The organism is Mycobacterium persicum (genome assembly GCF_002086915.1).
Lineage (GTDB): Bacteria > Actinomycetota > Actinomycetes > Mycobacteriales > Mycobacteriaceae > Mycobacterium > Mycobacterium persicum.
Genome location: NZ_MWQA01000001.1, coordinates 305,812 through 316,693, shown reverse-complemented (window position 1 = coordinate 316,693; position 10,882 = coordinate 305,812). Strand labels below are relative to the sequence as shown.

Genomic DNA, 10,882 nt, shown 5'->3' with positions numbered 1-10,882 from the left:
TCGCTCACTTCCTCGACCCGTTCTCGGGCTCCGCGCTCTCGGAGAGCGTCTCCAAGAGCGCGTGCAGTTTTGCCTGGACATCCACCACGAAGCGGGCCTTGGCCAGCTCCTGCTCCAGTTGGCGTTTCTCGGCCTCCAGCTGGGCGATCCGCTCACCTTGTGGGTCGCGCCGCTTGCGTCCACGCGGGGCAGCCAACCCCGCCAACGCGCCCGCGTCGCGGGCCCGCCGCCACTCAACGATGTGGCTGGAATACAGGCCCTCACGGCGCAGCAACGCGCCCTTCTCACCCTCGGCCGCAGCCTCATAGGCCGCCAAGATCTCCAACTTGTACTTGGCGGTGAACGGCGTTTCGCCCGCTCGGGCACCTGCGGATCGGGCCGCTGGGTACTATCGCCATCCACCCGACCAGGATCATCGATCCCTACCGGGGGGGCCAATACGGTCACCTTGCTCGTCATCTCGGGGAAACTCTCCATCCCCGCCCTCGGGTCACTAATTATCAGGGGGCGAGTGCCTCACCCAAGGTTGGCAGAGAGGGGGGCCCGGCCTTGTCGTCCGTCGCCGCATTGAGATCCCGTCAGTGGTTATTTGAACAGCAATGTCGCCTTCCGGTGTCAATCGCCGGGATATGCTCCGAGCGTGTCAGCAAGGACGATCGTCATTACCGGTGCCAGCGACGGCATTGGCGCCGCGGCGGCACGCCGGCTAAGTCAAAGCGACGAAAACGTCGTCGTGGTTGGCCGGTGCCGAAGCAAGACTACCGCTGTAGCCGCGGAATTGGGCGCGGACTATTTCGTGGCAGACTTCGCTGATCTTTGGCAGGTTCGAGCCCTGGCGGACAAAATACGGTCGCAGTACCCACGCATCGACGTTTTGGTCAACAATGCGGGTGGAATGACGAACAAACCCCACCTGACGGCTGACGGCTACGAGATGACTTATCAGGTCAACTACTTGGCGCCGTTTTTACTCACTACGCAGCTGTTGGATTTGTTGGTCGAGTCCCGGGCCAGTGTAATCAATACGGCCAGCGGCGCGCATAAATGGGTTCGTCATACTGCCATTGTCGACTTCGAGAACACCCAGGGGCGCCGCCCCATCGTCGCCTATGCCATCTCGAAGCTGGCAAACATCTTGTTCACCAAGGAATTACATCGACGCTACCATGCTGACGGACTGTCGGCTGTGGCGGTACACCCTGGTGTGGTCGCCACCAATTTCAGCCGGGCTTCGGGTTCACGGGTTTTTGCGTTCTTGGAAAAGTTGTCACTTCCGCGACTGTTTGCGACCGCAGATCAGGGAGCCGCGCCGCTGGTCCGCCTCGCGTCAAGCACACCCGGTATCGATTGGCAGCCAGGCGAATACTACGCGAAGTGCGAGATCGGGAAAGCCAGCCGCTCGGCCTGTGACCCGCACCTTGCCAGCGACTTGTGGGATCGGACTCTGGCAACGATAGGCCACCTGTAACAGTATTTTCTCCATGCCTGCCGGGGCAGATTGTCGAAGACCTGTGCGATGGCCGCAGAACCCGGTGGCACCGATTTGTGATCACGTGGTGAATCTCGGCGGTGTCGAATTCTTAACCATCATGGATCTGGCATTCCTGCGCTGCCGTATATCGAGGTGCGCTCCCGACGGCAAACCTTCGACGGCATCTGTTCAGCGTGCACAGCACCGCACAGGGTTATCTCGATGTCACGACCAACCCGAGGCTGGCGTCGTGCGCCCACCGACTATTGCGGCAGTATGAAGAGTTCCACGGCGAGCGGAATCCTGGCCGCGCTCCCCTCGCCCCTCGACTTGGCGCCGCTCCGGTATGGCGGGCTAACGCCACTTGGAGCTGATCGGCGGGCATTCCCTCCCGCATCGGTACCCGGGCGCTACCGATCCCGAGGTTAGGCGCACAGTCAAGTGCTGCGTCGCCTCTAGCTGCATGGATATTGCCCGTTGAGCAGGCAATTCGACGGTGGCGAGTAGGAACCGCTCAGCCCGCCTCTGAAACCACCCGTGGCTGAACCGCCGGGTGCGATGACGCGATTCCAATTCGCGGGGGTGAGAACATAGTGGGTGCCAGATTGGGTGACGGTGCTGTTCCATGCGTGTAGGACGGATTGTCCCGCCGGCATGTCGAATTCAAGCTTCCAATCGGCAAGGGGCACCATGCTCGAGTTGGTGATGGCGAAGCGAGCGATGAAACCGGTCTGCCACGTGTGTTCGACCGCCAACGTCGCCGTCGCCGCGGCCGCATGAGCTACGGGGGTGATGGTGAGTCCGAGGATGGCGACCTTCAGTGCCGACACGGATACGTGAAGCGCTGTGCGCCAGCGCTTCACGTAATTCTTCAGTCCGGCCATGGCAGCCAACACTAAGACCAAACAGGCGATATCGCCCTCGCATCGCGAGCAAGCTGCAGTAACTTTGCTCAACCGAAACCGTCATGAAATTTTCGTCTCGATCCACCCTGAATCATGTATGGGGCCGGCCCAACGCGAACTTGCGGACGGGGTGAGCCGGAACCTCAGCCTCATCGAGGGAGCCGAGTCGTTCAGCCGCCAGCAGACGAGCAGTCTCCCGCGCCATCGCCAGGGCGGGTCGGCTGGTATCGCAACATCAACCCATTCGCCGTAGCGCCGCTCACGGTTCCACGGCGACCTCATGAGCAGGTATGCGACGGAATCGGATACGGCAGGTTAGCAGTATCCAACTGCCCCGAGCACCGTTCGAACACGTCCACCAGGGCTTGCTCTTACACGGTAATGATGCGCAGGGCGCTGTGAATGCTCCGGAAGACGTTCTCGTTGCGGGTGATGAGCGGAATCCCCAGAGCGACGGCCACCGCGGCGATCAGTATGTCGAATCGGCGCGGCTTCGGATCTCGGCCAACCGCACGAACATTCGCGCACAAAGCCCCGTAGATGCGTGCGGCTCCCGCGTCAAACGGTATCGGGTCGAATGTATCGGCGATCCAGTGGTATCGCTGCTCGCGCGCGGCGTCAAGCAGCGGATCCTCGGTATGCAGGCCATACGACAGTTCGGCAACCGTGATTGTGCTGACCGCGGCCGCATCAGCGTGAGCAGCTACCGCGTCGGCCGGATAGTCGACCACCACGGACGTATCCAGCAGCACGCGTTCGTGAACCGTGATCACCGGGTAGTGGCCCAGCGCTTGGCATCGCTATCGTCCACCGCGGCGTCGAGCCTACGTAGTTCGGCGGCGAAGCGTTCAACGTCCCAGTCAGGAAGCCGCCTGAGGCTGGCTGCGACCTCTGCCACCGGCACGAATCGTCGACGTCGATCCGCCGCGGCCCGGTCATGGGGCACCAGGTCGGCCACCGGGATTCCATTCCTGGTGACCGTGAAGCGCTCTTCCCGTCGACGCGACACCGTCGATGGATCTCATTGGGTACCGCTCGAACAGGACGCCGGTCAGAGCGACGTTTACTGTGCCCATTTGGGGTGTGCCAGCTCTGAATTATGCTGTCGGGCAAACTCTTTCGCCGCTGTCAATAATCGGTGGTGTCAGCAGTTGCTCAGCAGCGTCTCGGCGGCGCGGACTTCCGCCTCGCCGGTGCCGCCCAGCGCCGGCGCACTCCAGCTCGCCGGCGCCATCGGCACTTGCACTGCACCGTCGAGTTCGTCACCCAACGTCATCAAGCCCCCGGGCCGAATCGGGCTGCCGTGATGTGCGGTGCCGGCGAAGCCAACGGCGTCAGCGCCGCGGTCGGAAGGTAACGCCGACGACTGATCCACAGCCCCATCCGCGGCCACCGCCGATACCAGCCGCGCGTGCGAATCCACGCCGCAACCCGATGTCGGCGCCGCCACACTGTCGACGGCGACGGCCGCGATCGGCGCCGCAGCCACACCAGCCGCCGGCGCCGTGATCCCTGCCGCTGTCGCGCCCAGACTCGGGGCGAGTCCGCCAACCGCTGCGCCCGCAGCAGCCCCGGCCAGCGGCCCCACCGCCATGCCAAACACATTCCCGATGATCTGTCCGACCACGTTAAAAACTGCGCTCAGGGGCCACGCGATGGGAAAGAGAAGGATAATGCCGATTGCAAGGAATGTAATTGCTAGCGAAACCTCGAGTATGCTTAAGTACAAAACCATGCTGAAAGCCATGCCGAAGTGGAACGTCAAGAACAGATATGCGATGAAGGCCACGCCAATTGCAAGCGCGAAGAGCTCAAAAAGGATTAATGCACCAAATATTGGCACAAAAATTGTCGCGACCACCATCCCCGCGATGAATTCAAGAATCATTTTCGGTATTAACAGTAGTAGCTCGAGGATGATCTCCACCCACGGGGTTGAGGCGAGGGTTTGGACGGTGGTGGTGGCGAGGTTGGCGGCTTCGTCGGCGTTGGTTTTGAGGATTGGTGGTGCTGGTGGGGTGTGGGGTGCGGTGGTCACTGTGGTGGTGGTGAGTGCTTCGTAGGCGCTCATTGTGGTGGCGGCTTGGATCCACATTCGTGCGTAGTCGGCTTCGTTGAGGGCGATGGGGATGGTGTTGATGCCGAAGAAGTTCGTTGCTAGCAGCACGGTGTGGGTGGCGTGGTTGGCGGCCAGCTCGCCCAGGGTGGGCATGGCTGCTAGCGCACTGAGGTAGGCGGTCGCGGCGGTCTCGTGGGCGGTGGCGGTGGCGGCGCTGTCGGTGCTGGCTTGGATCAGCCATGCCAGATACGGCGTGTAGGCGGCTAGGCAGATTTCGGCGCTGGGGCCTTGCCAGGCTCCGGCGTGAAGTGCTGCCAATGTCAGGGTGAGTTCGTCGGCCGCCGAGGCGTATTCGGCGCTGAGCGAGGACCATCCGGTGGCGGCGGTTACCAGTGAGGCCGGCCCGGGGCCGGCGCACAGCAACGCCGAGTGCACTTCTGGCGGTGAGGCCATCCACACCGCCGCGGTCATGCCGCCCCTCCATGGACGCCACGGGATGTCGCCGCCACCCCGTCGCCGGTGCCATCACCTAGCTCGGCCTTGCCGATGCCCGCTCCTGGCCGGCTCGGCTGTCGAGCACCGTGGGTGGCCGCCACGAGCGGCTGGACGGCCACGGCGCTAAACACCGGATCGGGCGCCGCAATCATCGCAGCCACCAACCCTTCAGGAACCACCCGCAACGACACCACCACAAACCCCTTCCGAGACCACCGGCAGCCCATGGGCCTCACGACTTCGCCGCAGCCCACTCATCCGAAAACTTCAGTTGCTGAATTTGTCTGCTACTTTCGGTATCCGCGAAATCCGCATTCCAGCCAGCCGGCGGTATTGGCATACGCGCAGCGCCACCGGGCTCATCACCCAACGTCATCAAACCCCCGGGCTGGGTCACGCTGGTCCTGGGTGCGGTATCGACAAATCCGAGGCGCTCGGCACCGCGATCGGAAGCCAGCAGCGACGATTGGCTCGCAGCCCCGTTGGTGGTCACCGTGTTCACCATCCATGCTGGTGAAACCGCACCAGAACCACCCGCGGCTGTTGCAGCCATGCTGGCGCCAGCCAGGGCAGACAGCGGTGCAGTCACCACACCAGCCGCCGGCGCGGCCGCCGCGGCCATACCAGCTGCGGCGGCCGCACCGACTATCCCGCCCAGTTGCGGGACAAGAGCGCCCAGCATCGCTGCCGTCGCAACGGGACCCGTTAATATTGCAAAGATATTCCCGATAATCCACTCGGCAACAATCTCTGTAAGACCCACGATGGTAACTGGAATCATCAGCGGAATAAATAGGAAAGCAGTAGCTAAAATCAGATTAACAATAGTTATCCCGTAGATGATCATGAGAAATAATGCCACACCGGCCGCGGTGAAATTGCCCGCGATGATGTCATTGATTATGGCCGGAAAGGCATATGCGATCTGTTCCGCGCAGTACAAGAGCACTGCTAATGCAATTTCATAACCGCTCGCCACTTTCTCCAGAAACTCTATGATTTCGGTCCATGGGAATGGCGTGAGGGTTTGGGCGAGGTTGGCGGCTTCGTCGGCGTTGGTTTTGAGGATTGGTGGTGCTGGTGGGGTGTGGGGTGCGGTGGTCACTGTGGTGGTGGTGAGTGCTTCGTAGGCGCTCATTGTGGTGGCGGCTTGGATCCACATTCGTGCGTAGTCGGCTTCGTTGAGGGCGACGGGGATGGTGTTGATGCCGAAGAAGTCCGTTGCTAGCAGCACGGTGTGGGTGGCGTGGTTGGCGGCCAGCTCGCCCAGGGTGGGCATGGCTGCTCGCGCACTGAGGTAGGCGGTGGCGGCGGTCTCGTGGGCGGTGGCGGTGGCGGCGCTGTCGGTGCTGGCTTGGATCAGCCATGCCAGATACGGCGTGTAGGCGGCTAGGCAGATTTCGGCGCTGGGGCCTTGCCAGGCTCCGGCGTGAAGTGCTGCCAATGTCAGGGTGAGTTCGTCGGCCGCCGAGGCGTATTCGGCGCTGAGCGAGGACCATCCGGTGGCGGCGGTTACCAGTGAGGCCGGCCCGGGGCCGGCGCACAGCAACGCCGAGTGCACTTCTGGCGGCGAGGCCATCCACACCGCCGCGGTCATACCGCCCCTCCGCGGGCGCCATGGGTGGCCGCTCCGAGCTGCTGGACAGCCACGGCGCTAAACACCGGATCGGGCAACGCGATCATCGCCGAGCCACCATCGCCGCACTGGCCGCCGTCAACCCCTCAGGAACCAGCCGCAACGTCACAACCACAAACCCCTTCCGAGACCACTCGCCGAACCCAGCCGGTGACATCCGTTCGAACAACCTCATACGGACGTATTGGCTACAATACAGACGTATTGGCTACTGTTGCACAAGTCAACCATTTGGTCAACGCTCGGTTGGTTTCTTGCGAGAGCTGGGTTCGTCGTCGTCCTCGCCCCGATTGCGCGCACAGCGCAAGCCCGGACGGTTGCGGTCGGGCAGATGGGTCCGGTGGTGCGATCAACGGATTGGCGGCGGCGGAGACAGTCGGGACCCAGTACCGCCCACTGACGTTCCCACTATGGCTCTGCGGCCGAAGAACTGTTCAGCTCCCAGCCCCGCCGCGGTCTAGGTACGATTCCTGCGACTGCATTCGAAGGAGGTCCGGTGTGCAGAATCCCCGGGCGACAAACGACGACCTGACCGCCAAGGCCCGGATCCGAAACGCGGCGTTGGATCTGTACGCGCAGTACGGCGAGGACCGGGTGTCGTTGCGGGCGATCGCGGCCGAGGCCGGGGTGACGCTGGGACTGGTCCAGCACCATTTCAAGACCAAGGCCGGGCTTCGCCAGGCCGTCGACGAGCTGGTCGCGGAGTATTTCTGGCAAGCGGTTGCCGGAGTAGACAATCAGGAAGGCCCCGCGGCGGCGGCAACCGCCCGGCGGGAGGCGGTCCAGCGCATGCTGGCCGAAAACCCGCCGGTGCTCAACTACATCCGTCGAGAGGCATTCGAATTAGAAAAGAATGAGCCGATACCGCTGCTCGACGTGTTGATCGACAACGTTCGCCGTGAGGTTACCGAACTGCGTGGAAGCGGAGTGGCCTCCACCGAACGTCACGAATCAAAGCAAGCGATCGACGTGCTGGTGCGGCTCATGGGCGAGCTGTTTCTACAGCCGTTGGTCGATGCCGCATGGCAGCGGCTCCCCCACGGCGATGACGACCCGACGCCGCGCGTTTCCGTGACCATCAAGGACAACTGATCACGTTATTCTGACCTTCTCGATGTGCGACGAGGACTCCCGCTGTCATCGCCGCTGGCGAACGCTTCGACCAGATCGAGATCGTATGCGCCGGCGTCGGTTCCGATTCCGGTGGCGACGTGCGCTGCGGTAGCGCATCCGAGGCGAGCCGCTTCTCGAAGGTCGCGCCCGAGCGCGCGCCCGAGGATGAATCCGGCCGAGAACGCGTCACCGCAACCGGTGGTGTCCACCACATCAATTGCAAACGCGGGCACTTCGACAGTTTCTGCATCCGAAACGACTACGGCGCCTTTGCTTCCCCGGGTCACCGCCACGCAGCCGGCACCTGTAGCCAGCAGACGACGTGCGCCGATTACGACGTCAGCCGCGCCGGTGAAACCTAGCACCTGTTCGTCGTTGGGCAACAGATAGTCGGTATGTGGCAGGACGTCGGCGATCCACTGCAGCAGCCCGGGGTCCCCTGGCGCGAGAATGTCCACAGATGTGCTGAGCCCGTTGCTTTTTGCATACTGCAACAGCTCGCCGGCCGCCGGACCCCCGAGAAACTCGGGACCGCCCAGGTGAAGGTGCGACGACCGGATCACCTCGTCCAGGTTGAGGTCTTCGAGCCGAAACATGGCATTGGCGCCCACGCAATGCCAGGCCGGTCGGTCACCATTAGGGCGCACCGGGATGACCGACGCCGAGGTCTGGGCCGTCGTGGTCCGAACCAGCCCACCGACGTCGACCCCTTCACGGCGCAGCATCGCCAGCAGGGCGTCGCCCATCGCGTCGGCGCCGACCGCGCCGAAGGAATGGACTGTTGCCCCGAGCCGGCGCAGAACGACGGCCGTGCCGCCCGCGGTGCCTGCGGGGGAAATCTTGATCGTCGGGACGAGCTGGCCCTGCGACCCCTCGGGAATGGACGTGATGCCGAGGACATGGGTGTCGAGGACGTGCACACCGACGACAGCGATCTCGACTCGGGTCATCGGGCGGTCGGCCCTTTCCCTGTCCGGCATCGATGAGGCGATGGCGGCCGTCTTCGCCAGGGCAACACAACCACGCGGCCACTCTATGACGATGCCGGTGCGGCGGCATCGCATCCTGGGTCGGCCGTGTTGAATTGTGGTCATGACAGCGCATCAAGAGCCCTTGACAATGCCCCTCGAAGAGGCGATGCGTACTCAGCGTGCCATCCGGCGGCTCAAAAGCGATCCGGTCGACGACAGCCTCGTGCTCCATCTACTCGAGCTGGCCATGAAGGCGCCGACCGGTTCCAACGCGCAAAATTGGGAGTTCATCGTCGTTAAGGATCGCGAAACAGTCGCGAAACTGGGCCGTTTGAACCGCAGAGCCATGAACCTCGTCAGCCCGATGTACAAGCGTTCCTTCGAACGCCGCGGTGACGCGAAGATGCTTCGGCTGCAAAAGGCCGTGCGATGGCAGGCCGACCATTTCGAGGAGATCCCCGTCGTCATTGTCGCCTGCCTCAGGGGCGTCATTCCGCCCTGGCCGTCGGTGGCGACGAGCAGCTCTTACGGTTCCATTTATCCGGCGGTGCAGAACCTGCTGCTGGCCGCGCGTGCGGCCGGGCTGGGTGCGGCATTGATCACCGTGCCGCTGTGGAGCAAGCTGCTGGCGCGGCGGGCACTTGGGCTGCCATGGAATGTCACGCCGTGCGCGGTAATCCCTCTTGGCTGGCCGATCGGCAAATACGGTCCCACGACGCGCCGGCCGGTCACCGACGTCGTCTCGCTCGACAGATACGGCAATCGGGCATTTCGGTAGGTGGAAGACGTGCGACAGATGACCATTGATCTGAAAGTAGCGTGACCGAGTTCGTCAAGCGCCATGCTGGCGCGCCCGCCGGCTATTTCGCCTGGGAAGCCGCAGGGCTGCAATGGCTTTCACATGCCGACGGCGGTGTACCGTGCGCCACGGTCGTATCAGTCAACGCAACGAGTCTGACCCTGCGGCGGCTTGATTCGGTGACACCGAGCGCTGAAGCGGCACACGCGTTCGGCGGCCGGCTTGCCGTCACCCACGATGCGGGTGCACCGGCGTTCGGCGCAGGGCCCGACGGGTGGGACGGACCGGGGTTTTTCGGGCCGTTGTCGCAGCCGCTGCCGATGTCGCTACGGCGGCACCGACGCTGGGGCGACTTCTATGCCGAGGAGCGGCTGGTCCCGATGGCCGATCTGGCGGCGGTGTGGTTGGATGCGTCGACCCCGGCCTGATCGACGGTGTCGTCAGGCGTTGCGGTGCAGGTGATTTCGACGACGACGACCAGCCGGCCCGGCTGCACGGGGACTTGTGGAGTGGCAATCTCGTGTGGACACCCGCCGGGGTCGTGCTGATCGACCCGGCAGCGCACGCCGGCCACCGCGAGACCGATCTGGCGATGCTTGCGTTGTTCGGCTGCCCGCACTACGACGCCATGCTCGCCGGATACCAGCAGGTGCGATCGCTGAAACCCGGGTGGCGCAACCGAATCGGGCTGCACCAGCTTTTCCCGCTACTGGCGCATGTTGTGCTGTTCGGCGGCGGGTACGCACGACAGACGCATGCCGCCGCCCGGGCCGCATTGGCTCTCTGAGGTTCCTGGTCGCATCGCGAAATCCGTTGTCGGGAGCCAACGGACGTCGGTATCGGCTCAGTGGTTGACCACCTCGCTAAGCCCCGTTGACACCGGTTGCGCCGAACAACAGCCCCCCGGTGCCGCCGGCACCGGGAACGCCGGGGGGAACGCCAGGCCCGGCGTTGCCGCCGCTGCCGCCGTTGCCGACCAGCTGGGCGTTGCCGCCGTTGCCACCGTTGCCGCCCTTGCCGACGGGCCCCCCGCCGCTGCCGCTTCCGCCGCCGGCGCCGCCGGTGCCCCCACCACCGAACAGACCCGCGTTGCCGCCCGTTCCGCCGTCGCCGCCGTTGGCCTGGAAGGAGTTTCCGCCGTCGCCGCCGTCGCCGCCGTTGCCGATCACCAGGGCGCCGGCGCCACCGGCGCCGCCCTTGCCCGCGGTGATCCCACCGATCCCGCCTTGTCCGCCGACTCCGCCGTTGCCGATCAGCAAGCCGGCGTTGCCGCCCGCGCCCCCGACGCCACCGCTTTGGTTGCCGCTGCCGCCGGACCCGCCGGCCCCGCCGCTGCCGAAGAGCAAGCCCGCCTTGCCGCCCGCCGCGCCGGCCCCGCCGACGCTGACCATGCCCACCGCATTCCCGCCGTTTCCGCCGCCTCCGCCGTTGCC

11 protein-coding genes and 1 pseudogene are annotated in these 10,882 nt (G+C 64.3%); 4 read left to right on the top strand and 8 right to left on the bottom strand.

Annotated features, from left to right (window positions below):
* Positions 1–4: 4 nt before the first annotated feature.
* A complete protein-coding gene (locus tag B4U45_RS30225) occupies positions 5–325 on the bottom strand; it encodes a hypothetical protein (RefSeq protein ID WP_423734681.1) in 321 nt (106 codons plus the stop codon).
* Positions 326–640: 315 nt separating this feature from the next.
* On the opposite strand from B4U45_RS30225, the gene B4U45_RS01490 reads away from it, so the two are divergent.
* Positions 641–1,468 (top strand): SDR family NAD(P)-dependent oxidoreductase, encoded by an 828-nt coding sequence (locus tag B4U45_RS01490; protein WP_075549885.1) that lies wholly within the window; start codon positions 641–643, stop codon positions 1,466–1,468.
* 458 nt (positions 1,469–1,926) lie between these two features.
* Here the strand turns inward: B4U45_RS01490 and B4U45_RS01485 are convergent, their stop codons facing one another.
* The 5 genes from B4U45_RS01485 to B4U45_RS01465 form a co-directional block, all read right to left on the bottom strand.
* Positions 1,927–2,355 (bottom strand): cellulose-binding domain-containing protein, encoded by a 429-nt coding sequence (locus tag B4U45_RS01485; protein WP_075549886.1) that lies wholly within the window; start codon positions 2,353–2,355, stop codon positions 1,927–1,929.
* A 392-nt stretch (positions 2,356–2,747) separates the two neighbouring features.
* The gene (locus B4U45_RS01480; RefSeq protein WP_206744167.1) at positions 2,748–3,128 is read right to left on the bottom strand and encodes a PIN domain-containing protein; all 381 of its coding nucleotides are present in this window, start codon (positions 3,126–3,128) and stop codon (positions 2,748–2,750) included.
* Between the two features lie 17 nt (positions 3,129–3,145).
* Entirely contained in the window at positions 3,146–3,334 is a 189-nt protein-coding gene (locus B4U45_RS01475; RefSeq protein ID WP_183155006.1) for a hypothetical protein, read from the bottom strand.
* Positions 3,335–3,520: 186 nt separating this feature from the next.
* Positions 3,521–4,906, bottom strand: a complete 1,386-nt coding sequence (locus tag B4U45_RS01470) for a PPE family protein (protein ID WP_122526455.1) — start codon at positions 4,904–4,906, stop codon at positions 3,521–3,523.
* A 256-nt stretch (positions 4,907–5,162) separates the two neighbouring features.
* Complete coding sequence (locus tag B4U45_RS01465; protein WP_122535215.1) at positions 5,163–6,527, bottom strand: PPE family protein; 1,365 nt, start codon at positions 6,525–6,527, stop codon at positions 5,163–5,165.
* Positions 6,528–7,064: 537 nt separating this feature from the next.
* On the opposite strand from B4U45_RS01465, the gene B4U45_RS01460 reads away from it, so the two are divergent.
* Complete coding sequence (locus tag B4U45_RS01460) at positions 7,065–7,658, top strand: TetR/AcrR family transcriptional regulator (RefSeq protein WP_075549891.1); 594 nt, start codon at positions 7,065–7,067, stop codon at positions 7,656–7,658.
* A gap of 5 nt (positions 7,659–7,663) precedes the next feature.
* On the opposite strand, the gene B4U45_RS01455 is transcribed toward B4U45_RS01460, so the two are convergent.
* Positions 7,664–8,629: a carbohydrate kinase family protein gene (locus B4U45_RS01455; protein WP_075549892.1), complete on the bottom strand. Its 966-nt coding sequence runs from the start codon at positions 8,627–8,629 to the stop codon at positions 7,664–7,666.
* Between the two features lie 169 nt (positions 8,630–8,798).
* Between B4U45_RS01455 and B4U45_RS01450 the strand changes: the two genes are divergently transcribed.
* Together B4U45_RS01450 and B4U45_RS01445 are read left to right on the top strand one after the other, a co-directional pair.
* Positions 8,799–9,428, top strand: a complete 630-nt coding sequence (locus B4U45_RS01450; protein WP_075549893.1) for a nitroreductase family protein — start codon at positions 8,799–8,801, stop codon at positions 9,426–9,428.
* A 41-nt stretch (positions 9,429–9,469) separates the two neighbouring features.
* A pseudogene (locus B4U45_RS01445) lies at positions 9,470–10,236 on the top strand (fructosamine kinase family protein).
* A 76-nt stretch (positions 10,237–10,312) separates the two neighbouring features.
* Here the strand turns inward: B4U45_RS01445 and B4U45_RS29760 are convergent.
* Positions 10,313–10,882 (bottom strand): hypothetical protein (locus B4U45_RS29760; RefSeq protein WP_277996405.1); only part of this gene is annotated, 570 nt, incomplete at its 5' end.

Bases quoted from the DNA above. Each gene is read 5' to 3' on its own strand.
- B4U45_RS01470 (WP_122526455.1), bottom strand. From the start codon at position 4,906: ATGACCGCGGCGGTGTGGATGGCCTCACCGCCAGAAGTGCACTCGGCG.
- B4U45_RS01465 (WP_122535215.1), bottom strand. From the start codon at position 6,527: ATGACCGCGGCGGTGTGGATGGCCTCGCCGCCAGAAGTGCACTCGGCG.
- B4U45_RS01455 (WP_075549892.1), bottom strand. From the start codon at position 8,629: ATGACCCGAGTCGAGATCGCTGTCGTCGGTGTGCACGTCCTCGACACC.
- B4U45_RS01485 (WP_075549886.1), bottom strand. From the start codon at position 2,355: ATGGCCGGACTGAAGAATTACGTGAAGCGCTGGCGCACAGCGCTTCAC.
- B4U45_RS01450 (WP_075549893.1), top strand. From the start codon at position 8,799: ATGCCCCTCGAAGAGGCGATGCGTACTCAGCGTGCCATCCGGCGGCTC.